Source organism: Arthrobacter sp. P1_B11 (assembly GCF_056406715.1).
In genome coordinates this window covers 46,251-70,880 of the sequence record NZ_JBFTZQ010000003.1, presented here as the reverse complement: position 1 = coordinate 70,880, position 24,630 = coordinate 46,251, and the positions used below count along the sequence as shown (strand labels likewise).

Sequence of the window (24,630 nt, the reverse complement as noted above, 5' to 3'; positions counted from 1 at the left end):
CGCGCGGGCTCTCTGCCGAATGCTGTGGGCAGTGCAGTCCATCAGTACCTCCCTTTACCGGAAACGTATTGGAGGGATCGTGCCGACGTGGACTCAGCGCATGCTGCTCATTTGCTGATGCATCAGCGTGTAGACGTCTTCCCGGTTCTGGTCCAGCAGCTGGCCGTTGAACTGCGGTTGCTCCAGCTCTTCGTTTCGGCTGGAAAGAAGCTCTTGAAGCTGGCGAAGCATGGCATTCACCTCCTTTCGGTGTCGGATCAGTCGGCGGGTGAGGCGGGGGCGGGTGCTTCCCCTGGCGGACACGTTCGCAGCCGGGGCCGCTACGGGGGACGCCGCGCCGGCGGGGGCGGCGCTGCTACTACTGGGAGTCACGGTGGATCCTTTGATTCGGGTTCGGTAAATTCAGACAGGGAAATCAAGCAGAATTCCGGGCATGACAAGTAGAGCCATCTAATTTGTCAGAGAATGGCCATAAATGGGCAAAGAAATGCCCGGGCTAATGAAGGGAAATCTGTAAAAGCGGGTGAGTGGCCCCGAAGCGGTGGCGAGGCAGACCCCCCAACAAGAAGCCAGGGTTCTGAATCATGGGGGTGCGGCGCAAGCGCGTGGCTCCGCCATATCAGACCGCCGAGGTCAGAAAGTCCTCCGAAGAAGCAGGATTATCGTCCTGTTATCGCAGCGCCGGTGCGGGCACCGGGAGCGAAGGGTCAGGAGACGGCGAGTCCGTGATGAGGGCGCGGGCCAGCAACGAAGGCCGGGAACGCGGTGATGGTCAACGTCCATCCGCTAGTCAAAGTAATCATTGTCCCAACCTCCTTTTCTGCTCTGCCGGTGTACAAGCCGAATGGCCGGACAACGCGCGCCGTGACCCTGGCAAAGTCGCTCTGGGGTCAGAAATAAAAATACACCAGGAATGATGCAGTTGACTAGTTAATTCTCAAACGAAGTTTTAGAATCCCGAACAAAGCATTCTTAGAGCCCCCAGCGGACAATAGCCGGTGTCCTTTTATCCCAGCCAAGGGTGCACACTTTTGCGGTACCCAAAATGAAGTGCCGGCCTTCCTCCGGGTCGAGTTCCAGCCATCGGGCGGTGAGGATGCGGGAGAAGTGGCCGTGCGCCACGATCAGGACGTTGTCGAGGCCAGACTCCAAGACCCGGGCCACTATCTTGTCCGCGCGGGCCGCCACGTCCTGCAGTTTCTCCCCGTTGGGAACCCCGTGGGTCCAGATCAGGTAATCCGGGTTGTCCTTGCGGATCAGGTCCGAGCTGATGCCTTCGTAGTCGCCGTAATCCCACTCGACGGCCAGGGGCTCGTGGACGGCGTCGGGGAATCCCGCGAGTTCGGCGGTCCGGCGGGCGCGCCGCAGCGGGGAGGTCAGCACGAGGTCGAAATCCACACTGTCCAGGACCTTGCGGGCCTCCACCGCCTGCTGTTCGCCTTCCACGGTCAACGGGAGGTCGGTGAGCCCTGTGTACTGACCACTCTTGGACCACTCAGTTTCGCCGTGCCGCAGGATCCAGAGCTGGGGACGGGGGATGTTGGCAGCGTTCACTTAGGACTCCTCGGTTGGGGAAGGTTCGACGTCGGCGGGGGACTTTGCGGAGTCGGTCGCCGTGGGCTGAGGTGCTTCAGCTGCTGATTCGGGCTGGGCCGCCCACCAGACGCGAAGCCGTGACTCGGCGTCGGACGGTTCGAGCGGACCGTTCTCCATCCGTTCCTCCAGCAGGAAATTGTAGGCCCTGCCCACCACGGGCCCAGGTTTTAGGCCTAGCAGGGACATGATCTGGGCGCCGTTAAGGTCCGGGCGCACGGCGTCCAGGGATTCCTGCTCTCGAAGGGCGGCAATCCTGGTTTCAAGGTCGTCGTAGGCGAAAGCCAGCCGCTCAGCCTTGCGCTGGTTTCGGGTGGTGACGTCCGAGCGGGTCAGGCGGTGCAGGCGTTCCAGCAGGGGTCCGGCGTCGGTGATATAGCGGCGGACGGCCGAGTCGGTCCACCCGGCCTCGCCGTAGCCGTAGAAGCGCATGTGAAGTTCCACAAGGCGGGCGACGGCCTTGATGGTGTCGTTGTCGAGGCGAAGGGTCTTCATCCGCTTGGCGGTGAGTTTGGCGCCCACCATGTCGTGGTGGCGGAAGCTGACCGCGCCGCCCGGTTCGAAACGCCGCGTAGCCGGCTTCCCGACGTCGTGCATCAAGGCGGCGAACCGCAGAACAAAATCGGGACCCGGCACGGGGCCTTCCTCGTCGGTCTCCAGGCTGGCCGCCTGCTCGAGGACCTGAAGGGAATGCTGATAGACGTCCTTGTGACGGTGGTGCTCGTCGGATTCGAGGCGCAGTGCGGACACCTCGGGAAGCACGAACTCGGCCAGGCCGGTGTCCACCAGCAGGTCCACGCCGACGCGCGGGTGGCGCCCGCAGATCAGCTTGACGAGTTCATCGCGCACCCGCTCGGCGGAGATGATGGTAATCCGCTCGGCCATCTGGGTCATGGCCAGCCGGACGTCGTCATGGACGGCCACGCCCAGCTGGGACGCAAAGCGCGCCGCACGCATCATGCGCAGGGGGTCGTCCGAAAAGGAGGCCTCGGGGGCACCGGGGGTTGCCAGGACGGAGGCGTGCAGATCCCGGACACCGCCGAAAGGGTCGATCAGCTCCATGGACGGCAGCCGCAGCGCCATCGCGTTAATGGTGAAATCCCGCCGGAGCAGGTCATCCGTCAGTGAGGATCCGAACGCGACCACCGGCTTCCGGGATTCCGGGTCGTATGCCTCGGCGCGGTACGTGGTGATCTCGATCTGGAAGCCGGCCTTGCGCATCCCGATCGTTCCGAAGGCGCGCCCGATCTCCCAAAAGTTGTCCGCCCACTTCTTAATCAGCGCCACCGTCTGGTCAGGCGTGGCGTCGGTGGTGAAATCGAGGTCCGGGGACGTGCGGCCAAGGAACAGATCCCTTACCGGACCGCCCACGAGCGACAGCTCATGACCGGCGTCCACGAAGCGCTGGCCGAGCTCCAGGACCACCGGGTCCACCTGGAAGTCAACGGTGTGGAGATCAGTCTTTTCATGTGCGTGCGCCATAGTTACTTAAGCTTGTCAGAAAACCACTCCCAACCACACCAAATCACGGGGATTGCAGGGATGAGGATGCAAAGTGCGTCACATGCAGTCCATCTTGAAGCCATGTTCCGGTCATCACCACGGGGCAAGAGTCGTTAGAGTGGACTGCATGGCCCATCCCGTACCGAGCGCCCCCGGCAGGAGGACAAACCCACCGTTGCCGTCGGCAATCGGTGCCCATATCGCGCCTGCCCCGCACTCGGCTCCGGCCTCCCTCCCCACGGTCGAGGAGATCTCCGCCGGCGGCGTCGTGGTGGACACGTCCGACGACGAACTGAGGGTTGCGATTATCGCCCGCCTTAATAGGGGCGGACGGCTGGAATGGTGCCTGCCGAAGGGCCATCCGGAAGGCCGGGAAAACAACGAGGAAGCCGCCGTGCGCGAGATCGCCGAGGAGACCGGCATCGACGGCAACATCCTGGCCCCCTTGGGCAGCATCGACTACTGGTTCACCGTCAGCGGGCACCGTGTGCACAAGACCGTCCACCATTACCTGCTGCGCGCCACTGGTGGCGAGCTCACCATCGAAAATGATCCTGACAAGGAAGCAGTGGATGTTGCCTGGGTACCGATCCACGAGCTCGCCCGGAAACTGTCCTTTCCCAATGAGCGCCGTATCGCGGACCTGGCCCGCGAAGTCCTCCCCGAACACCTCTGACGGCCCACGGACCCGTGCCTGGTCCCCGCGGATTGCGGCATTATGCGCGCGCGGGTGAGACGATGAAGACGATGTCAGCAGCCAATCCAGCGTCCGAACAGCCCGCGCAGCCAGGCGAAGCACCTTCCGGTGTGGTGCCCGCCAGTGGGGCTGCTTCCGGCGCCGCCAATTCCGGTGGCGCACAGCCCGGGGAGGCCCGCTCCAGCGCCATCATGGCTGCCGGAACGCTGGTTTCCCGCATCCTGGGCTTCGGCAAGACCTGGATGCTGGGCGCCGCGCTGGGCCTGGGTTCCACGGTCAACGACACGTTTATCAACGCCAACAACCTGCCAAACCTGATCTTCCTGCTGGTGGCGGGCGGTGTCTTCAATGCTGTGCTGGTGCCGCAGATTATCAAGGCAAGCAAGGCGCCGGACAGGGGAGCGGATTACATCAGCCGGCTCCTCACCCTGGCCGTGCTGGTGCTGCTGTCCCTCACCCTGCTGGTGACCCTGCTCGCACCATCGGTCATCGAACTGACCACCCAGGGTTACTCGCCGCAGCAGAAGTCGCTGGCCGTTGCCTTCGCCTTCTGGTGCCTGCCGCAGATATTCTTCTACGGCCTGTACGCCCTGCTGACCCAGGTCCTCAATGCCAACGGCGCCTTTGGCCCGGCCATGTGGGCACCCATCCTTAACAACGTGGTGGCCATCACCGGCCTGGGCATGTTCATCTGGCTTTTCGGTGCCAACGTCGCCAATCCGCATTCCCTGGACAACTGGGGCGCCTCACAGACGTTTTTCGTGGCAGGCTTCTCCACGATTGGCGTCATGACCCAGACGGCCATCCTGCTGATCCCGGTGTTCCGGCTGAAACTCGGCCTCCGTCCGCGCTTCGGCTGGCGGGGAGTGGGACTCGGCCAGGCGGCAAAGCTGAGCGTCTGGACGCTCCTGACCGCCGCCGTCGGGCAGCTCGCTTTCCTGTACGTCATGCGCATCGCCACCATCCCCGGCGCCGAGCGGCTCCGGCTGGAGAAAGCCGGCGACCTCGCCGGCGCGGCCATGCTGCCCGGCAATGCCGTGCTTGAGGTGGCCAGCCAGCTGTACCTGCTGCCGCACTCGATCATCGCCCTCTCCCTGGCCACAGTACTGTTCAACCGCATGACCCGCGCCTCGCAGGATGGCAACCGGAACGAACTGCGCGATGCCCTGTCACAGGGATTGCGGACCATGGCGGTGGCCACCGTGTTCGGTGCCCTGGCGCTTTTCGCCCTGGCGGGGCCGCTGGGCATGTTCTTCTCCGGCGGGCTGCGGACGGACGGTGTCATGCTGGCCCAGACGCTCACCATCCTGGCTCTCAGCACGCCGTTCATGAGCGCGAACTTCATGATGTCCCGGGTCTTCTACGCCAACGAGGACGCCCGGACTCCGTTTTACATCCAGCTGGTCCTGGCGCTGGTCAATGTCGTGTCGGCGTTCTTCATCCAGTTCCTCCCGTTCGACCAGATCATCTTCGCCATCGCCATCCTCTACACCGGCGGAAACATCCTCTCCGTGATCGTGAGTGCGTCCTTCCTGCGCCGCCTCCTGGGCCATCTGGACGGGCCGAGGATCGCCAACTCATATATACGGATGGGCTACGCCGCACTCGGCGCAGCTGTGGCAGGTGTCGGCGCTCTCTGGCTGCTGGGCAGTTACAGTCCGGTGGGCTTCGCGTGGAGCAGCCGGCCTGCCGCACTGGTGACCATCGTCGTCGTCGGGCCGGTCATGCTGGCCGTCTACTTGCTCCTGCTCAAGCTGTTCCGTGTCACCGAACTGCGGGACCTTTTGCGGCCGCTGCTCGGGCGGCTCGGCCGCGGAGCTGCTGCGCCGCCCGCGACGCCGGCCGGACGTCCGGCCGGAGCTTCCGCCGGAACGGCTTCGGCGGCCGGCGCCCCTGCTGCCAACGCTTTAACAGGGCGTCCGACGGCGGAACGCGCCACGGTGTCGATGGACACCGGCTTGATTCCACGGATCTCGGGCGAATTCGATTCCGCTTCCTTCCGCGCGGGACCGGCACCGCTGCCGGAACCGGACGTTCACCCTTCCGGCGATGTTGTTTCCTACCTGCCGGAGGAAGAGGTGCCCAGCACGGCCCGCGGCCACGCCCTGCGCGACGAGATCCCCCTCCCTGGCCGGAGGACGTTCCAGGGAAAGACCGGGCAAAACCCGTATTTCAAGTCCGGACGCAAGAAGAGAAAATAACCGCCTACCCGATTTGTCCAGCCCCGTCTCACACGGCCGTTGCGCAGCATCGGCTAGGATCGAAAAAGAACAAGGGTAGTTGCAGGTCAGGGTCAACCGGCTTGCCGGAGGTCTTCCCGCGGTGACGAAATCACCACGGCCCGCGCAATTCCCGGACAGCCTAGGAGGAACACGTGTCCCACCCGATCGATGTCGGATCAGTACTTGGCGGCCGCTACAAGGTCACGGCCACAGTACTGACCTCACATGACCAGGATCTGGTGCTGGACGGTGTGGACCAGGTGCTCAACCGGCCGGTCAGCATCCTGGTGGCCGGTCCCCACAACGCGGACCAGGTGGCCCAGAGTGCGCGCGAGGTGGCCACCGGCGAACGCCCGGGCAGCGTGCAGATCCTCGACCTTGGCGTCAGCGAAGCCACCACGTACCTCATCACCAACCACACGTCCGCCGCTGACCTGCTGGACCTGGTGGTCGCTTCTAACCTTCCTTACGTCGAGCCGTTCTTTACGGACACCCTGGGCAGCGAAATTTTCGGCCAGGCCCGCTCCCACGAGCCGGAAGTCTATGACGACGAGGAAGAGGTTGACGCCGGCTACATCAATTACGGCGGCACCCAAGCGCGGCAGGTTGACCCTTATCCGGCGCCTGCAGACAGTCCTGCATCCGGGCGCGGTTCCGGTGATCGTACGCCCGGTGAGCGCTCATCGGACCAACCGGCCGGCGCCAACGCTGCGGGTGCACCGGTGCGTAAGGCACCCGTTGTTCCGCCGCTTCCGCAAAGCCGCCCGGCTGCCGTGCCGTCCGCGGGTGCCCGCAACATTGGCGTAGGCGCCGGTATCGCGGCAGGTGCCGGTGTTGCAGCCGGCACCGCAGCAGCCGCCCAAGGCAGACAGCAGACTGAAGCCCCCGAGAACACGGCACCGCAGCCCGTCCAGCGTGAGAACGTTGAACAGGCACTGCTCCAGCGCGAAGGCAACCGCTCCGCAAACGTGGCTGCCGGCTCGCGGGAGGGAGCAGCTGCCGGCGTCGTAGGCGGCCAGGAGAAGCCCAAGGTGTCTTTGTGGTCTCAGGACGACTACGGCTACGGCCCCGGGGACCAGGACACCGGGGACCGGGACGAGTTCGCCGACGACGGGTTCGCCGAGGACGAGTTTGCCGACGATGGGGACACCCAGCTTCGGCCCACGGACCGGCGGGCCGGTAATTTCCCTGCCGTCGCCAAGACCAGCAGCCCTGCCGCTGCAGGCGACTATTACGACGAAGATGACGAGCCCCGGCGGGAACCGCGCTCCATGCGCTGGCTCGTTGGCGGGCTGCTGGCAGCCGTGCTGATCGTCGGCCTCATTTTCGCCGTCACCAACCTCGGCAGCCTCTTCAAGAGTGCCCCGCAAGCCGAGGCAACCCCCGGGTCAGCGGCCTCGTCGGCCGCTGGGCAGTCCGGCACCGCAAAGCCTTCGCCGACCCAGAGCACGGCCCCTGCGGCGGGTCCGCCCGCCGTGGAGGGTGTTACGCGTCTCGGCACCTTCGATTTTGCCTCCACGTATGACAACGACCTCACCAAGACGTTTGACGGCAACGCGGCCAGCTACTGGTCTGACATGGAGTTCGCCACCGAGGACTGGGGTGGCCTGGCTCCGGACGGCGTTCCCCTCGTGGTCAAGCTGAAGGGCCCGTCGAAGGTATCTTCAATCACCCTGAACCAGTTGGGGGCGTCAGGCGGCAGCATCAGCGTCCTAACCAACGACCGTCCTTCCCTGGACGGCGCCAAGCAGGTCGGCACCAACAGCTTCACGTCCACTGACCTCACCATGCCGTTGGCTGAACCCGTCACCGCCCAGTACGTGATCGTCACCATCAAGAACCTACCCCGGCTCGCTGCCCCGAAGACCCGCTACGGCTTCGGCCTGCGCCTCGCAGAAATCAAGGTTCAGTAGCAGCAAGGTTCAGTAGCAGCGAGTCACAGAGCTGCTGCCGCCTGCTCTTGGCAGGGCCTGTCGGCATGAGATCCAGTTGGCACGGGCCTCCCCTGGACGGTCGCTGCAAGGTAACGCGCACGCCCTGACACAGCCCAAGACGGTAACCTTGGGGGACGTCTTGTGATGGCGTGTGCGTGCAGCCCCGAACCGGCTGCACCAGGCCTCCCACTACGTCTGGAATATTCGGCACCACGAATCAGTTGTGCCATGTGGCCGGCCGCAAGGCTGGCGCATCGACTAAGGAAGAGGTTCACCGTTCAGTGAGCAACGCAGAAAACAGCGCGTCAGAAGTACGTGATGTCATCATCGTCGGCTCCGGTCCGGCAGGCTACACGGCCGCCGTGTACACGGCGCGCGCCAACCTCAATCCATTGCTTTTGGCCGGATCCGTCACCGCGGGCGGCGAGCTGATGAACACCACCGACGTCGAGAACTACCCTGGCTTCCCCGAAGGCATCATGGGTCCGGACCTGATGGAGAACTTCGAAAAGCAGGCTGTCCGCTTTGGCACGGAGGTCCAGTTTGAGGACGTCACGGCGCTGGACCTCGACGGCGACGTCAAGTCTGTCACCATCGCCACGGGGGAGACCTTCCGCGCCCGGTCGATTATTCTTTCCACCGGTTCCGCGTACCGGGAGCTTGGCCTCGTGAACGAGAAGCGTCTCTCCGGCCATGGCGTTAGCTGGTGCGCAACCTGCGACGGTTTCTTTTTCAAGGACCAGGACATTGCCGTCATTGGCGGTGGTGACTCCGCGATGGAAGAGGCACTGTTCCTGACCAAGTTCGCCCGGTCCGTAACGGTGATTCACCGCCGCGATACATTGAAGGCGTCAAAGATCATGGGCGACCGCGCGCAGTCGCACGAGAAGATCAAATTCGTCTGGAACACGGCCGTGGAGGACGTACTCGGGAACGACAAGGTCACCGGCCTGAAACTGAAAAACCTTCTCGACGGTACGGAATCCGAGCTGCCCGTAACGGGTATCTTTGTGGCGATCGGCAACGATCCCCGGACCGAACTAGTCAAGGACGCGCTGAAGATAACCGACGCCGGAACCATCGCCGTCGAGGGCCGCAGCTCGCGAACGAGCATCAAGGGGGTCTTCGCGGCCGGGGATGTCGTGGACCCTACGTACCGCCAGGCCATCACGGCCTCCGGCTCGGGCTGCGTCGCGGCGATCGACGTAGAGCACTACCTCGCTGACCTTCACGCCTGACCGGCGCTGAACACCATTCGAAGAGAGAGACAAGGGTTATGAGCAACGCAAAAGATGTAACAGACGCAAGCTTCAGCACGGACGTACTCGCTGCTGACAAGCCGGTAATCGTGGACTTCTGGGCTGAATGGTGCGGTCCTTGCCGTAAGCTCGGCCCCATCCTGGACGAAATCTCGGTGGAGTACGGGGAGAAGGTAAACGTCGTCAAGGTAAACGTGGACGATAACCCCGACATCGCAGCCCAATACGGAATCACCTCAATTCCTGCCGTCTACCTGTTCCAGGACGGCGAAGTGAAGAGCACCGTCATCGGCGCCAAGCCGAAGCAGTTCTTCGAGAAGGAATTCGCGGACGTTCTGTCCTGACAAGAGCACGACGCCTGCCGCCTGACGGCAAACCGGTGGCCACCACTCCAGGGGAGCGGTGGCCACTTTTGTTTTGCTTGCAGCCTGAATGGCCCTTGTCGATCGCTGCCTCGCGCTCTTTACCCCGGTGTGGACTGCTTGCCGCAGTTGCAGGTAATCCTTAGCCGTTTGTTGGTGCCGGCGTCCGATTGCGGCGGTCGGCGAGCGTGTTTAGGCAAAGTTGCGCAAGGAGAGAGGTGCAGTGGTCCGCACCAGCGACTGTCCGCATACCCTCGAGTGTGCATAACAACCGACATCCGTACCAAACACGGGCACTGTTCCCTCAAATCTTCTGTGGGACGAGGCAGCACTGCTGCAGCGGCGGACCTACGTCGTTCGGCTCAGTAATCCCTGGGAATCGATCCCGCTGGGAGTCGATCACAGGTTGGCCCCATTGATCTCTTGCCTGCCATGCTGGCCGGACACTTGCTTCAGGATGTGCGCCGGCTGTAGGACACTCGTCAGCGCAGAGCGGATCGAGTACTCCGACAGAAGGCTGCACCCTTCCCCGTCTGCTCACTGCCTCGGACGGTGGACGCGGGCGCCGTCGTAGGACCCCTGCGTCGTAGGTGACCGGTGACGTGGCTTGCGACGTGGCGGTAGGGCCCGGGTGTCTATTCAGGTAGCACCAAGCTGTGCCTGACGCCGCATGTTTCACGTGAAACCCTTTGGCCCAAACGGGATGTCTTCTGCAAGAATACGCACCAACACCCCGAAGTACTTGGAACTGCTCTCGACAGCCATTGGCCGGAATATCGCTTGGGATTCAGAGGATCGGATCACGGGGCAATCGACTGCCTTCCTTTGTTTGCGGGGACCGGGTATGCCGCGCGGTTCCAGCGGGCTACATGCGGCTTTTCGACTTGGCAGTGAATTTGCCGACTACCAGGGTCTGCTGGGCAATGGGGGACCAAGGCCCGAATACTGCTATGCCTGCCCGGATTCACGCGCACTGAGTTGCTGGCCAGCCTGATGTCGTGTTTCACGTGAAACACGTCATTGCATTTTCCGGCCTCCATGCCCGCGACTCAGCGGATTGGCGACCCAGCAGCCTGACGACGCAACGGCGTCCGTCCCCAGGCGCCGGCTGCCCGACAAACCCGTCTGCTCGCAGGCTCAAGCCCTATCAACCCACAACCCTCGTACGGCGTGCCTTCACTCTCAGGAGCCCTAATCGTCTCATTCTGCATTTACCATGCACTCTTGCGCCTATGAGCCTTCCGCTGCCGGCGAACTGCACCTCTGCCGCCTAGCTGGTCCACTGCGCAAGAAGACGATCCGATGTCGGTGGACGCGCAACAATCGTCGTTCGGCAGCTTAGAAGCACATGACAAAACAACCCACGGACGCGAATGAACTGGCGGAAGCGCTATGGACCTCCTCTCTACCTTCCCCCTGAAGGCCCAATTTTTGTCGCCGAACTGCCACTGCAAGCAGTCAACGCCAGCACGCGACCGGGCGATCGAGACCGCCGAGGGATCCAACGGTGCTTCGGGAAGAAATCGCCATCGTCCCTTGAGACAGTCGGCCAAACAAGAACCGCCTGGGTGTTCAGGCCAGGAGACGTGGGGAGAACGAGCGCCCGCAGGACAGGCGAACGGCACGCTGGCTGAAAACCGACCGCGCGCTGCAGACACTCGCCGGAGAGGAGGGAACCGAAGCGAAAACTTGCCCCTAGATGTCTCAGCTCGACGAGCCCTACATTTCTGACCACTTCAGAAGACGACTCCTGTGATTCATTATTCCGGCTTCCGGGGCCGAAGAAGGCCCGGGGAAAACCTGCACCTTGCTGAGTCCCACAGCTTGCTGAGGGCCAGTTCTGACACGCAGAAGCCTGCAGAATCTGATGAAGACCGAGAAGACGGGGGAAAGTGGAGCGCAGACGTGAGTATTAGCGCTGTCCCGTTGAGGCAAGCCTGAAGGCGTCCGAGCAAGCTTGCGGGGCACTAAAGATGACGTGGGCTAGTGCTAGTGCCGGCCAAACACCGTTGAGTTCCCAGGCATCCACGTATACGCAGCCCCGAAACCCGATAGTGCAGCACTTTGGCTGCCGCACCTGTACTGGCGATCCGCACGGGAGGGTTCGCCGTGCACGTTGATTCACGTGAAACACCCTCGCAACGGACTGTCCCATCCACACCGTGCTGGGATCGCGCAGTCAGTCGCCCTAGCGATCCGTGTTGTACATGCCGGGATGTCTGAACAGGGCCCGGCTCCTCAAGGCGGCTCATCCCACGGGGCAACAGGCTCAATGATGTCTGGCCGATTGCGCCGCCGTCCTGCTGTCGGATGCCCCTGCCCACCTCGGGGGTGGTGATGAGGACGAATGATGGACGATGTTTCACGTGAAACAGCGCCCAACTGTTCCGCCGCCCGGCGATCCTTGGGCAAGCGAGTGATCGGGTCGCTGGGTTGTTGTTAGTGGGCATGTCCCGTCAATCCTGCTATTCCCGTGAAGAGATCATTGCTTTCGGCCACAGCCAAGGACGTCTCGCGCGGAGCCTGCAACTCGGACAAGACTGCAACTCGGACAGTGGATGGACGCACTAACGCACGAAGTAGCCTGCCAGGCTGACATATCTTTCTGCTCCGCGGCCCCAGAGGAGTGGACCAAGGCAGCGGCCGTCGATTCGACTCAATTCAGAATGGTCTATTCGGACCGGCCTAACGAAGCTCCGTCGGCGACGTCGCGCACGAGGTGTTTCACGTGAAACCTCTACTCGCGGGCACCGAAGCGCCGACGGTGCACCACAGACCAACGGAGACCACGTGTGAGTGTCCGTTCGCGTCGCCCAAGATTGTGGCGAGTGCGGACATCCGCATGAGTACTTCTGGCGCGCTTAGCTACGAGTGCGCTTAGCTACCAGCCGCTTGGCTTGGGGTCAGGCAGACGGGCGGGGAAAGGAACCGGCAGTCCAACAGCCTGCAGATCTACAGCCAGCGCCAATCTATACACAACACAAGCCCAGGTGGAATGCACTCGCGCTGCCCGCCCCATCAGCCACGACATGGCTCAGCAGACCCTGGCGCATACCGTCGCCGCCCCCCAAGACTCGTTCACCGTCACCGGCTCCCGCGACTCGTCTGCCGTCGCTGCCCCACGACGTCGCCACCTGAGTGAGCAGGCGCAGCTCGGAAGAACCTCAGGACCCTGCCTGGCGACGTACTACGACGCGGTGGACCATGCGACGGCAGTGCAGCATCCCGGCCTCGACAGCGCAGCCGCGGCATACTGCAATGACCCACCATGTGCGTGGCACCGACCCCACGGCCATTCGCGAAACTCACGGACGAGGCCGCGCCACGTACGCTCATGGAACTGCACAGGCCGAAGTCGCTGTAGGCACGTTTACAGCAGAATGCGTCATCGCACCAGGCCAAGCTTCGGCCACAGCGCGGTCCTGCTTTCGAGGCGCCTCCTGCTGCCAGCCGGAGCCAGTGTTCCTCGGGCACGGCCCCATTCCTAGCCGTTGCGGGATGTCTGTGGAGCCCCCAACGTAGGATGGCCACTGAGCCACTCGATGAAGATACCGCCCGGCTCCGGCTTGCCGGCCGGGTACAAAAGCTCCTCTGGAACGCCTTGGGCCCCGGGGCATCCGGCACCCCACGAAACTTCCACGTGACTTCATTGCCGCTGGCGGCGAGCCCATCCACCGTCCTGAAGCCATCCACCGAAGACGCATTGAAGCAGCGGGGACGTGGCGAACGTGACTAATCCGCCAACTTTTGGCGGAAGAGACATGAGATTATTCACATGGTTATCCACATCGAAATCCACAGACTTTTCCACAGTAGCGTAGGACATCAGCCTGAAATTTCGGAATGCATGCCGTCTTGTCGATCACCGACGACGAATGGCATCTTTCAGAGAAGCGCGGGGCAGAGCCTGGCGACCGAATGCCACAGCAATATGTGTCCGCCGAACAGTGATCATGCTAAACCAAATTCGCTTAATCACGCGCAAAATAGCGCAATCTTTCGCCGTGTCCACACCAACGCGAATGGCTGCGCATTGTTTCACGTGAAACGATGCGCTTCTTCTTGGCCCGTTGTCGCCATGGAACGGTGCGACCCACCGAAACGAATCAGGGAAGCCGCCGTTGGGGTCGGCGAAAGGAAGCCATGTATCCCCAGAGTTATCCACAGGGTTTTCCACTGCAGTATCCACCGGTGTATCCACAGTCACGCCCCTCCTGGATGGGACCTTCGCTCAAGGGATCAACCGGCGTCAACCCTGGGGCATTCACAGACGTGCGGGAAGTTGTCAGCCGGGTCTGACCAACGGGCCCCAACTATCGTGGGTGCCACCGCTAGGGAATCCCATTCGCCTATGGGGATACGAGACGGGTCACCCTTCGCCGAGTCTGATGCAGTGAGACCGGAACGGTCTGACGGGGAACGACACAGACCGCTGCCCCCGACTGGGCAACTTGTGGTCTCCGCGGGCCGTCGGTGGGAAATCATTGGCCAGGGAGGCACCCTGAAGGGCCTTCCGTTGGGGGCAGTGCCGATATAGTTCTGGTCGCTATCGACATCCTGATCGTGGCCGCGCTCGTCTTGGTCGATACGCTCGCCAGTCGATCACGGAGATCTCGCCCGAAGATAGAGAAAACGGCCCAACAATCAGGGCGCTGCTGGCCTGCTCCGTATTGTGCGTTGTCGAGACGCCTCCGCCGGCTCGCGGGGACCTGGCTTGTCAGAAAGCCGGACAACTGGTCGCCACAGGTCCCGCTTCCCATACGCAACCGACGCTTTGCGCCTCAGAGCCATGTAACCAGCCTAGCCTGGTGATATCGGCAGGGCCCTTGGCGGAGCCTGTGCGAATGGGGGACAACGACCCATCGTTGGCCCACCGCTATATTCGATGCACGGGCCACCACCGCCCCCTCTCATGTTTCACGTGAAACGACGTCGGCAGAGTTGCACTTGAGACGTTGTGCGCCGCGGTACTCACCAGGTGGTCCGGGAAGGTGCTCAGGGGGAGGGTGGTGAGGGAAGGCCGGTACTCCGCCACTCCAGGGAGCCTGCTTTTTAGGTCGCCTGCTTCCTTGTGGGGAGTGATGCCCACTCGCCTCTCAGTTGTCGTTACATGCGAGCCCGGGGCCCGTGGCCTGGACAATCTAAATATCTCGACCATTTGGCGGCATTCGCCTTCTGAGTCGCCGACAAACTGTTCAACGATAGTTGAGGCCATTGTTGGAGTTCACCGGAACACGTTCATCCAGTGTACGGATTCCAATAAGGTTAGGATTCTGACAGGATCGGGCGTTCGGTGACAGTGATGGTGGGGAAAGTAGTGGTCATGCCGGACGCCACGCTGACAGTTAGCTCTCAAGAAAGCTCGTCCGCTGAGTCCCAATCGAATGCCAACCCCCGAATCGCTAAGGCTTGGCGCCCAAGGGAGAGGGTTCCGCTCGGCACTGCCTCGCGACACGGCATCGCTCCGATGGGGCGGGGCTTCCTGCTGCTCATCCTGCGCGCCGCAGTCAACGGAACCACTGCGCAACCCCGGCCGCCAGCCGGCAGAGGGTCGGAGCCCGGCAAGAGGTGGAGCAAAGGAGGTGGAACACTGGATCTCCTCTTAAAGTTCATGTCGGGCGTACGCGGAAGTTTCACGTGAAACATGGCCGTGATCGGGGTGGTCAAACAATACGGGGGCATCTCGGTGGACTCAGTTCTAGATACACCGCTCTGGATACGTCGCGATTCTGGATACCCCGCTCACACCTGACCGACCATGACCCGCAGAGTACGATCCGTGCAGTGAATGGCACCCCGAACTGCACAGCCAACAGATCGTTTCACGTGAAACACCTCTTCTGCACGCGGAAGGTCCGTTCGTCTCGGATCGGGTCCGTACGTCCTTCGGGCCTGCGACCTGCCGATGGTCGCCGCGGGCTGCAGTTCAAGCGGGTGCGTCGCAGCCGATCATTGTCTGGCCATCAGCTGCTGTTCCTTGAGGACCGCGGCGTCCCCAGGACGGCACCAAGCTCATCCCGAGCCGCTGAGGGGCCCGGAACCCATGGCCGGGCAGACACTTCGCCCTTGCTCTTGATTCAGGCTGTGCAACGGCTAGGGGGCTCCTGAATGCCCATCGGGAGCGCGCGGCCAACTGCTCCAGGGAGTCGTTTGAGCGGGCCCCGGCAGGCCCCAGCAGACGAAAGACGTCCTACCGGACAGTCCCTTGTCCACACGATGCCCAAAGGGATCCCCACGAGCCACACGGCCGCACCCTTATAGACGGCATACCCACCACATTCGCCGCGATCTGAGACAGCACGAGGGCCTGCGCCCTAGGAGCCCTAGGAGTGCTCGATTGAGCCCTTTGCGGCTCCGCAGACCAGCCATGGGCCACTAAAACGCCGTTTCGCCCTTTCGGGTGACCGAACCAGTCCGGAACGTGCGAGGCTGGGTTGGGCAGCAGCTTCGCTGGGCGCCGAAAACTTGGTCCAAGACGTAGGGCTAACGAACGAACTGAATTCGAACTCAATCGCGCCCGCGGACAGGGACCATTCTTCCCAGGCATCGGCTTACACAACGTGAAGCCAAAGTCTTCTGCCACCCACGATCCGGCGTTCATCAAATCGAACAGTCTTGTCCGACAGTTCGACCCCCGACCGGGACAGCGGCAGGGGTGTCTACGCCAAATGTTTGACCCTATCTAGCTCTGGATATGGTCCATCCCGGGACCGTAAAGAGGCCGACAAGCCAAGATAATAGTTGCCTCACGCGGCTCCACGAAGCCGACAGTCAAAAGTGATGCACGCGAGCCACCGAACCGGAGCGCCAACCCGCCTTGGGACAAAAAAAGGGGCCCGTTTCACGTGAAACGGACCCCGAAGTTCTTTCTAACTTAGCTTTCAGAGCCAGGAGCCAAAACATCCATGATTCTGTTGAGGTCCTCAACGCTCGCAAACTCGATGCTGACGCGTCCCTTTCGCGCGCCCAGCGAAATCTTCACGTTGGTATCCAGCCGGTCCGACAGCGACGACGCGAGGTAGTCCAGGCGTTCGTGGCGCGCCCCCGGCCGCGGAATGTTGTTTTTCGGCGCAGTTGCCGGTTCCCGGTGTAGCGTCACGGCTTCCTCGGTGGCGCGCACCGACATTCCCTCGGCAACAATCCGCTGCGCCAGACGTTCCATGGCGGCGGCGTCCGGCAACGCGAGAAGCGCACGAGCATGACCGGCGGACAAAACATTCGCAGCCACCCGTCGCTGAACCAGCGGCGGCAGCTTGAGCAGCCGAAGCGTATTGGACACCTGCGGGCGGGACCGGCCGATTCGATCTGCCAGCTGCTCGTGGGTGGTTCCGAAGTCCTCGAGCAGCTGCTGGTACGCCGCCGCTTCTTCCAGGGGATTCAGCTGGCTACGGTGAAGGTTTTCCAGCAGTGCATCGCGCAGGAGGTCATCGTCCGTGGTGTCGCGGACAATTGCCGGGATGGTCTCCAGTCCGGCAGCCTGAACGGCACGCCACCGGCGTTCGCCCATCACCAGTTCGTAGGGTTCTCCACCTTCTTCGGTTGAGGTACGCACCACAATTGGCTGGAGGACGCCGATTTCACGTACGGAGTGAACAAGCTCCGCCATGTCGTCCTCATCGAAGACGGTCCGGGGCTGTTTTCGGTTCGGATGGATGTCAGAGACGGGGATTTCGGCAAACCGCACTCCGGGGACCTCAACCAGCTCGACAACGTTTGAAGCCGATGATCCGCCACCGCCGTTCGCAGCCGGACCGGAGTCAACGTCAGTCACGTCAGTCTTCGCGCGGGACTCGGCTGAAAGAGACTCAGCCTTTGTGCCAGACGTAGCACCCTGTTCCTTGTCAGCTGCCTCGGTGTCCTTCACGCCAGCTTTGTTGCCGGCGGACCGTGCGCCGGCAGGCTTTACGGGAGAAGCCTTCGCCGCAGGCTCAGCAGCGGCCGTGGTACCGGGGGTGCGCCTGGAAGCTACCCCCTTAGCAGCGGTCTCAGAAGCAACGGACTCAGGGGCAGCGGACCCCGCGGAGACAGACTCAGAGACGGCAGGAGCGTCGGCGTCAGAAATAACCGGCGTGTCAGCGCGGGCAGTCTTGCGTGCTTCCGGGAAGAACAGGTCCACTGGACGCGACGGAGCCGCTCCGTTACCGGAAGCGCTTGCGGCGGAACTTGGAATGAGTGCGCCAAGACCGCGACCGAGCCCGCGTCGCTTATCGCTCATGGATAAATCCCTCCATTGGAAGAGCCCGGCTATGCCCGGCTCCGGCTGTTGCAGTGTTTGGAAAATTCTAACGCTCAGCGATTTCCGCTGCGGCTTCCAGGTAGGAAAGTGCACCGCTGGAGGACGGATCGTAAGTCATGACAGTCTGCTGGTAGCTCGGCGCCTCGGAGATCCTCACGGAGCGGGGGACAACCGCACCCAGCACCTGCTCAGGGAAATGCTGGCGCACCTCGGCAGCCACCTGCGCTGCCAAGTTGGTGCGGCCGTCGTACATCGTGAGCAGAATCGTGGAGACAACCAGGTCGGCATTTAGGTGCTTCTGGATCATCTCGATGTTCTTGAGAAGCTGACTCAGCCCCTCAAGAGCGTAGTACTCGCACTGGATGGGAATCAGCACTTCACCGGCGGCGCAGAACGCGTTGACCGTCAGCAGCCCGAGGCTCGGCGGGCAGTCGATGAAGATGTAGTCCAGGCGCGGTTCGCCCTTTTTCTCCCGGGCCTTCGCATAAACGTCGATCGCACGGCGGAGCCGTTGTTCCCTGGCAACGAGGGAAACGAGTTCGATCTCAGCGCCGGCAAGGTGAATGGTGGCCGGCGCACAGATGAGGTTGCTGATGTCAGGGCAGGGTGCCACAACATCCTCTAGCGCGACATCGTTGATCAGAACGTCGTAGATGCTGTCCACGTCGGCATGATGCTCAATGCCCAACGCCGTGGAGGCATTGCCCTGGGGATCGATATCGATAACCAGGACGTTCAGTCCGGCCGCAGCCAAGGCAGCAGCGATGTTGACGGTGGTGGTGGTCTTACCAACACCACCTTTTTGGTTTGACACTGTGAAGACGCGCGTCTTCTCCGGCTTCGGAAGGTTGCGGCCCAGCAGCCTTTCGCGGCGCTTGTTCTCGTGTGCCAGCTCGCGGGCTATGGGGCTGGAGTCATCCATGGTGTCCAGAACATTGGATGCACCCGGTGTTTCACGTGAAACCTTGGCGACACTTGCCTTGCCTGCAAACGGATTCAGGTGATTTGAGGCCGTAGCGATGGGCGCAGCAACGGCCCGTGCCGACCCCAAAGACACAAACGGGGGGATCCGCTGTGTGGAGGTTTCGCTACTGGTCACTGGGACACACTCACTCTCGTTCGGCTTTCGCTGCCGCTCTCTAGCCTAACCGGTCCATCATCAAGACCTGCGGCACCGGGCCTGGACTAGGCGATCTTTCGGGACTTCTTCACTACGATGCGCACCACGGTGGTGGGCTCGTCAAGCAGGTCCTGCCCGACTGTGACGACCGACGTCTGCACGCCGCCAAGCCTGCGGATCAATTTAGCGGCCTTCTGAAGTTCCTCAGCGGCGCTGCGTCCCTTGATGGCAACAACTTCGCCTTCTCCGTCAAGGAGTGGAATGGTAAGTCCGGCCAGGTTGCTCAGGGCGGACACTGCTCGCGCCGTGACAACGTTGGCCTTGACCATGCCGACGGCAAGTTCAGCGCGGGTGCGCATGATGGTGACATTGTCCAAACCGAGGTCATCAACCACTTCCTGGAGCCAGATGACCCGGCGTTCCAGGGGCTCAATGAGCGTCAGTTCCAGATCCGGACGGGCAATGGCCAGGCAGAGGCCGGGCAGCCCGGCGCCGCTGCCAACGTCGGCCACGTGGCTTCCCTGGGCGATCTCACTTTCGATGACAGCGCAGTTCAGTACGTGCCGTCCCCACAGGCGCGGAATCTCCCGCGGCCCGATCAGTCCTCGTTCAGTTCCCGACGTCGCCAGGTGTTCGACGTACCGTTCGGCCAGGCCCAGGCGGTCGCCGAAGATCTTCTCCGCCGCCCGGTGCTCAGCTTCCGTAATTTCAACCATCAGTCTGTCAGCCGGCGGTTCAGTCGGCGGAGACAACGATGTGGCGTCCGGCGCCTTCGCCCTCGGACTCGCTTACAAACCCCAGATCGGCTACGGCGTCATGAACGATCTTGCGCTCATAGGCGCTCATCGGCTCCAAGGCAACGGCGTCGCCGGTTTCCTTGACGGTGGCCACGGCGTCTTCGGCGATCTTCTGCAGGTGTCCGGCACGTTCTTTGCGGTAGCCGTTGATGTCGAGCACAAGGCGGGACCGGTTTTCCGTCGCGGACAGAACGGACAGACGCGTCAGTTCCTGCAGAGCCTCGAGGACTTCACCGTCGCGACCCACGAGGCTCTCCAGGCCGGCGGATTCTTCCTCGGCGACGATGGAGATGTAGGTACGTCCGTTGCGGACCTCAATGTCGATGTCGCCATCGATGTCGGCGATGTCGAGAAGTTCTTCGAGGTAGTCAGCTGCGACGTCGCCTTCTTCTTCCAGACGGCTCGCGGACGTGCCCTTGTCGGCGGCCGCAGCCCCGGCATTCGTGCCCTCGGCGGTCACGGCCTCGGCGTCGTTGTCCTGGTCTTCGCTGACTTCAGCGGAAAGTGCGTGCTCGGAGCTTTCAACAGACATTACTTCTTCTTCCTGTTCTTACGTTGTGGCTGGACGCGCTGGCTCCTGGCCTCCGCGACCGCAGCTGCAGCGGCGGCCTCTGCCGCTGCATCGACCTTCTTGCCTCCCAGAATGGGGAGGGCCGGAAGGCCCTTGGCGGCACGGCGCTCGGCGAGGGCCTTGGCGGCGGGGGATCCCGGCGTGGGCATGCGGCGGATAACGAAGAACTGCTGGCCCATGGTCCACAGGTTGGTGGTGGTCCAGTAGATGAGGACACCGATGGGGAAGTTGATGCCGCCGACGCCAAAGACGAGAGGCAGGATGTAGAGCATCATCTTCTGCTGGCGCATGAAGGGACTCGCCATGGCCTCTTCGGACATGTTCTTGGCCATGATCTGCTTCTGCGTGATGAACTGCGAGGCCGTCATGGCAAGGATCATCACGATCGACAGGATCCAAACGGCAACCTCACCGCCGGCAGTGCTGCCGTGTAGCAGCGACGCGGAGAGCGGTGCACCGAAGATGCTTGACTCGTCGAATTGCTTGACCTGCTCGATGCTCATGGCACCGATGCCCTGGCCACCCGCCTTGGCCGAGCTGATGCCGGAAAGCACCTGGAACAGCGCGAAGAAGAACGGCATCTGGATCAGCATCGGAAGGCAGGCAGAGAACGGGTTGGTGCCGTGCTTCTTGTACAGGGCCATCTGCTCCTGCGCCATGGCCTGGCGGGAGAGCTGATCCGTCTTGCCCTTGTACTTGTCCTGCATCTTCTTCAGGTCGGGCTGCAGCAGCTGCATGCCTCGCTGAGCCTTGATCTGCTTGACAAACACGGGGATCAGGGCGGCACGGATCACCAGCACCAGCCCGATGATGGACAACGTCCACGTCCAGCCGTTCGCGGCTGGCAGGCCGATGAAGCTCAGTCCGTCATGGAAGCCGACCATAATGACTGAAACCAGCCACTTGAACGGAGCCATGATTGTTCCAAAGATGTCCATGCGATATCCCTATTCGTTAGGCCGCAAGGCGGCCTTCTCCATCAGTCTGAGCAGCCAGGTACTTGTCCGGATTGTTCAGCACAACAATTGTGGGGGTCTGGTCTTCCGGCCATTCCCGGTGGCCGGCGGGGACGTGGTCCACACCGCCGGCATTCCATGGATGGCAGCGCGCGAGGCGCCTGGCAGCGAGCCAGCTTCCCTTTACCGCGCCGTGGACGGTGATGGCTTCAAGCGCGTAGGCCGAGCACGAAGGAAAGAAGCGGCAGACCTGTCCGTACAAGGGCGAAATCACCTTGCGGTAGGCCATCAGCAGAAGAATGAGGATGTTGCGCGGCAGGTTCCAGACGAATCTGCCGGCAGCCGCTGCTGCGGACTTTGGCGAACGGACGACGGCGGCAGTCAGGTCAAGCACGCTGTGTCCCTTCCCGTGTTGTTCCGTTCGAACCAGTTCCAGCCGACCGTTGATGGCGGCTTTCCAACCGCTTCGTGGTGGTTTCCAAGGCAGCGTTGTAATCCGTCAGCAGTTCCTGCCAGCTGGCGGTCGCCGATGAGGGCAACGCCCGTACCACAATAGCGAACCCGGTACCGTACTCGCGTAGCGAGACAGCACCGGCTTCCCTAAGTCTCCTCTTAACGAGGTTCCTGGCAACAGCGTTCCCGACAGCCTTGGAAACGATGAACCCGATCCGGCTAGGTTCATCGGCTCCGATAGTTGCCGTATATAACACTACGTTCCGGCGTCCATTGCGGACGCCGGAACGTACAGTTGTTGAAAAATCGGTTGAGGTCCTCAGACGGTTCCTGGTGGCCAGCACCGTTAAACTCGCAAAGGAAAGTTACCGACGAGTCAGTATTTAGGCCGACAGTTCGACGCGGCCCTTGCCGCGGCGGGCAGCCAGGATGGCGCGGCCGGCACGGGTACGCATACGAAGGCGGAAGCCGTGCTTCTTGGCTCGACGGCGGTTATTCGGCTGAAAAGTCCGCTTGCTCACGTTAGTTACTCCAGTGGATCAAAGGTGCGCCCACCCGATCAAAGGGGAAGAACTGGCCGACGCTAAGTTTTGTATATGTCTGCTTCCCCCGGTTTTCCGCAACGCTGGGCGTTCGAAAGATCCAAAAATGGGGTCAGAAAGCAGGCACAAAGGACTCCACAACGTTAGGCCAGACCGCGTCCTTGAGTCAAACCGGATGGGTTGCCGCCATCTTTCCCCAGCTGTGGCTAACTCCTTGTCCCAACCTGTGGATGAAGTGGCTCACAGGGCCCCTTTTCGAACCACACCGGTGTAATTATCCACAAGCTACTTCCCAGCTATCTTCTAGCCTTTTCATCCCCTAGAGTGGCTCAGTAGCCAATTATCCACGGACTGTGCATAAACCTGTGGATTAAGCCGGGCCGGTACCCCGGATCCGGGCTTGTGGCTGCATGTAATGCAGGTAAGCAAGCTTTGAGGAACCGGATTGATGACAGTAGACGAAGCCAACCACGCCAATACTGTCGGAAGTTCCTGGCGGCGCGTGGTGACTCTTCTTGAGCAGGACGACCGGGTATCCCCAAGACAGCGCGGCTTCGTTATCCTCGCCCAGGCGCAGGGCCTCATCGGTTCCACGCTCCTGGTCGCAGTGCCCAACGAACTCACTCGGGAAGTTCTCCAGACCCAGGTCAAGGACGCACTCGACGACGCGCTTCACAACGTCTTCTCTGACGACATCCGGTGCGCGATCGACGTGGACACAGATCTGGTGCCCCTCCACAAGGAGCCGGAACCCGCCGTCGAACTTTCCCTCGCAAGTGACCAGTCAGTTGAACTGAAGCCGCAGCCGATGCTGCCGAGCACCTCCCACGAATTCGGCCGGCTGAATCCAAAGTATGTTTTTGACACGTTCGTGATCGGCTCGTCCAACCGGTTCGCCCATGCAGCAGCCGTGGCCGTGGCCGAAGCGCCGGCGAAGGCCTACAACCCGCTGTTTATCTACGGCGACTCCGGACTCGGCAAGACCCACCTGCTGCACGCGATCGGCCACTACGCCCGCCGTCTCTACAGCGGCATCCGCGTGCGCTACGTGAACTCTGAGGAATTCACCAACGACTTCATCAACTCCATCCGTGACGATGAAGGCGCCAGCTTCAAGACCACCTACCGGAATGTGGATGTCCTCCTCATCGATGACATCCAGTTCCTCGCCGGCAAGGACCGGACGCTCGAGGAGTTCTTCCACACGTTCAACTCCCTGCACAACAACAACAAGCAGGTTGTCATCACCTCGGACCAGCCGCCCAAGCTGCTGGCAGGATTCGAAGACCGCATGAAGTCCCGCTTCGAGTGGGGCCTGCTGACCGACATCCAGCCGCCGGAACTGGAAACCCGCATCGCCATCCTCCGGAAGAAGGCCCTCAGCGAAGGCCTTTCCGCTCCGGACGACGCGCTGGAGTACATCGCTTCCAAGATTTCCAGCAACATCCGCGAGCTCGAAGGCGCCCTCATCCGCGTCACGGCCTTCGCCAGCCTGAACCGCCAGCCCGTGGACGTGGCGCTGGCCGAGATGGTTCTCAAGGATCTCATCACCGACGACGGTGCGCAGGAAATCACATCCAGCCAGATCCTCACGCAGACCGCGGATTACTTCAAGCTCAGCATGGAAGAGCTCTGCAGCAAGTCACGGACCCGGACCCTGGTCACGGCTCGGCAGATCGCCATGTACCTCTGCCGGGAACTGACGGACATGTCGCTGCCGAAGATCGGACAGGAGCTCGGCGGCCGCGACCACACCACGGTGATCCACGCGGACCGCAAGATTCGTGAGCTCATGGCCGAGCGACGTGTGATCTACAACCAGGTGACTGAGCTGACCAACCGGATCAAGCAGCAGCAGCGGGACTCGTAGGCCGCACTTCCTTACCTTATTAACAGGTGCATGTGGATAACCCTGTGGACAGTTAAGGGGACAACCGCGGTTAATGGGCTTAAAACCCTTAAGGTGTCTGTGGATCGCCGAAACGGCCAAAAATGTTATCCCCATCCACAGCCTGTTTAAAACCTGCCCCGCCCACAGTCCGTGAACAGGGCTTAACCCCGGATTCCTGCCGTGAAATAGAGTTATCCACAGTTTCCACAGCAGTTATTAACACTACTAATCCCAAAAAATTGAAATCCCTCAAACAACAATCTCGTTTCCCTACTCACCCGACTCCGCGGCCATGGCCCCAAAGGGCCAGCGTCCTTGCCGGGGATGGGGAAATCCTCAATGTTCCGGCTAAGCTGTCAGCAGCGCTCCCATCCCCGGGTCTGTCTGTGGTTCAGCAAGCGCGGACCATGCAGGTTCCGGTGTCCGGACGCAAAGGTTTTGTGAACTCCCTGCGGGAGTTCCCGTTCAGAAAATGGCAGCAGCAATGAAAGGCG

General features: G+C 62.0%; 18 protein-coding genes. 6 read left to right on the top strand and 12 right to left on the bottom strand.

All coding sequences use genetic code 11. The annotated features are described in order from the left end of the window. Positions 1-93 precede the first annotated feature (93 nt). The 3 genes from AC1D14_RS03680 to AC1D14_RS03670 form a co-directional block, all read right to left on the bottom strand. Complete coding sequence (locus tag AC1D14_RS03680) at positions 94-231, bottom strand: hypothetical protein (RefSeq protein WP_230119138.1); 138 nt, start codon at positions 229-231, stop codon at positions 94-96. Positions 232-972: 741 nt separating this feature from the next. Beyond that, on the bottom strand, positions 973-1,554 hold the full coding sequence (locus AC1D14_RS03675; RefSeq protein ID WP_476881193.1) for a histidine phosphatase family protein: 582 nt from the start codon (positions 1,552-1,554) through the stop codon (positions 973-975). Beyond that, on the bottom strand, positions 1,555-3,075 hold the full coding sequence (locus AC1D14_RS03670) for a CCA tRNA nucleotidyltransferase (protein ID WP_230119136.1): 1,521 nt from the start codon (positions 3,073-3,075) through the stop codon (positions 1,555-1,557). It lies immediately after the preceding gene. Positions 3,076-3,271: 196 nt separating this feature from the next. Between AC1D14_RS03670 and AC1D14_RS03665 the strand changes: the two genes are divergently transcribed. The 5 genes from AC1D14_RS03665 (at position 3,272) to trxA (ending at position 9,552) form a co-directional block, all read left to right on the top strand. Beyond that, a complete protein-coding gene (locus AC1D14_RS03665) occupies positions 3,272-3,772 on the top strand; it encodes an NUDIX hydrolase (protein WP_230119167.1) in 501 nt (166 codons plus the stop codon). A 71-nt stretch (positions 3,773-3,843) separates the two neighbouring features. After that, a complete protein-coding gene (gene murJ / locus AC1D14_RS03660) occupies positions 3,844-5,994 on the top strand; it encodes a murein biosynthesis integral membrane protein MurJ (RefSeq protein ID WP_476968060.1) in 2,151 nt (716 codons plus the stop codon). Positions 5,995-6,167: 173 nt separating this feature from the next. Continuing rightward, on the top strand, positions 6,168-7,928 hold the full coding sequence (locus tag AC1D14_RS03655; protein ID WP_476968059.1) for an ABC transporter substrate-binding protein: 1,761 nt from the start codon (positions 6,168-6,170) through the stop codon (positions 7,926-7,928). 302 nt (positions 7,929-8,230) lie between these two features. After that, positions 8,231-9,187: a thioredoxin-disulfide reductase gene (trxB, locus tag AC1D14_RS03650; protein WP_476881197.1), complete on the top strand. Its 957-nt coding sequence runs from the start codon at positions 8,231-8,233 to the stop codon at positions 9,185-9,187. Between the two features lie 38 nt (positions 9,188-9,225). After that, positions 9,226-9,552 carry a thioredoxin gene (trxA, locus tag AC1D14_RS03645; protein WP_230119132.1) on the top strand — a complete coding sequence of 109 codons (327 nt, stop codon included), beginning with the start codon at positions 9,226-9,228 and terminating at the stop codon, positions 9,550-9,552. 3,880 nt (positions 9,553-13,432) lie between these two features. Here trxA and AC1D14_RS03640 read toward each other — a convergent pair. From AC1D14_RS03640 to rpmH, 9 genes are all read right to left on the bottom strand, one after another. Continuing rightward, positions 13,433-13,777, bottom strand: coding sequence for a hypothetical protein (locus AC1D14_RS03640; protein ID WP_476968058.1), 345 nt, complete (start codon positions 13,775-13,777; stop codon positions 13,433-13,435). 2,667 nt (positions 13,778-16,444) lie between these two features. Next, positions 16,445-17,785 (bottom strand): ParB/RepB/Spo0J family partition protein, encoded by a 1,341-nt coding sequence (locus tag AC1D14_RS03635; protein ID WP_476881198.1) that lies wholly within the window; start codon positions 17,783-17,785, stop codon positions 16,445-16,447. A 67-nt stretch (positions 17,786-17,852) separates the two neighbouring features. Further along, positions 17,853-18,905 carry a ParA family protein gene (locus AC1D14_RS03630; protein WP_230119130.1) on the bottom strand — a complete coding sequence of 351 codons (1,053 nt, stop codon included), beginning with the start codon at positions 18,903-18,905 and terminating at the stop codon, positions 17,853-17,855. An 86-nt stretch (positions 18,906-18,991) separates the two neighbouring features. Then, positions 18,992-19,642, bottom strand: a complete 651-nt coding sequence (rsmG, locus tag AC1D14_RS03625) for a 16S rRNA (guanine(527)-N(7))-methyltransferase RsmG (RefSeq protein ID WP_476881199.1) — start codon at positions 19,640-19,642, stop codon at positions 18,992-18,994. Positions 19,643-19,661: 19 nt separating this feature from the next. Then, positions 19,662-20,255, bottom strand: a complete 594-nt coding sequence (locus AC1D14_RS03620) for a Jag family protein (protein WP_230119128.1) — start codon at positions 20,253-20,255, stop codon at positions 19,662-19,664. After that, on the bottom strand, positions 20,255-21,232 hold the full coding sequence (gene yidC / locus AC1D14_RS03615; protein ID WP_230119127.1) for a membrane protein insertase YidC: 978 nt from the start codon (positions 21,230-21,232) through the stop codon (positions 20,255-20,257). Before yidC ends, AC1D14_RS03620 begins: the two co-directional genes overlap by 1 nt. Positions 21,233-21,248: 16 nt before the next feature. Then, the gene (gene yidD, locus AC1D14_RS03610) at positions 21,249-21,644 is read right to left on the bottom strand and encodes a membrane protein insertion efficiency factor YidD (RefSeq protein ID WP_230119126.1); all 396 of its coding nucleotides are present in this window, start codon (positions 21,642-21,644) and stop codon (positions 21,249-21,251) included. Further along, complete coding sequence (rnpA, locus tag AC1D14_RS03605) at positions 21,637-22,047, bottom strand: ribonuclease P protein component (RefSeq protein WP_230119125.1); 411 nt, start codon at positions 22,045-22,047, stop codon at positions 21,637-21,639. The genes yidD and rnpA overlap by 8 nt, the downstream gene beginning before the upstream one ends. A 39-nt stretch (positions 22,048-22,086) precedes the next feature. Beyond that, entirely contained in the window at positions 22,087-22,224 is a 138-nt protein-coding gene (rpmH, locus tag AC1D14_RS03600; protein ID WP_011776797.1) for a 50S ribosomal protein L34, read from the bottom strand. A 469-nt stretch (positions 22,225-22,693) separates the two neighbouring features. On the opposite strand from rpmH, the gene dnaA reads away from it, so the two are divergent. Further along, positions 22,694-24,115 carry a chromosomal replication initiator protein DnaA gene (dnaA, locus tag AC1D14_RS03595; RefSeq protein ID WP_230119124.1) on the top strand — a complete coding sequence of 474 codons (1,422 nt, stop codon included), beginning with the start codon at positions 22,694-22,696 and terminating at the stop codon, positions 24,113-24,115. Positions 24,116-24,630 lie beyond the last annotated feature (515 nt).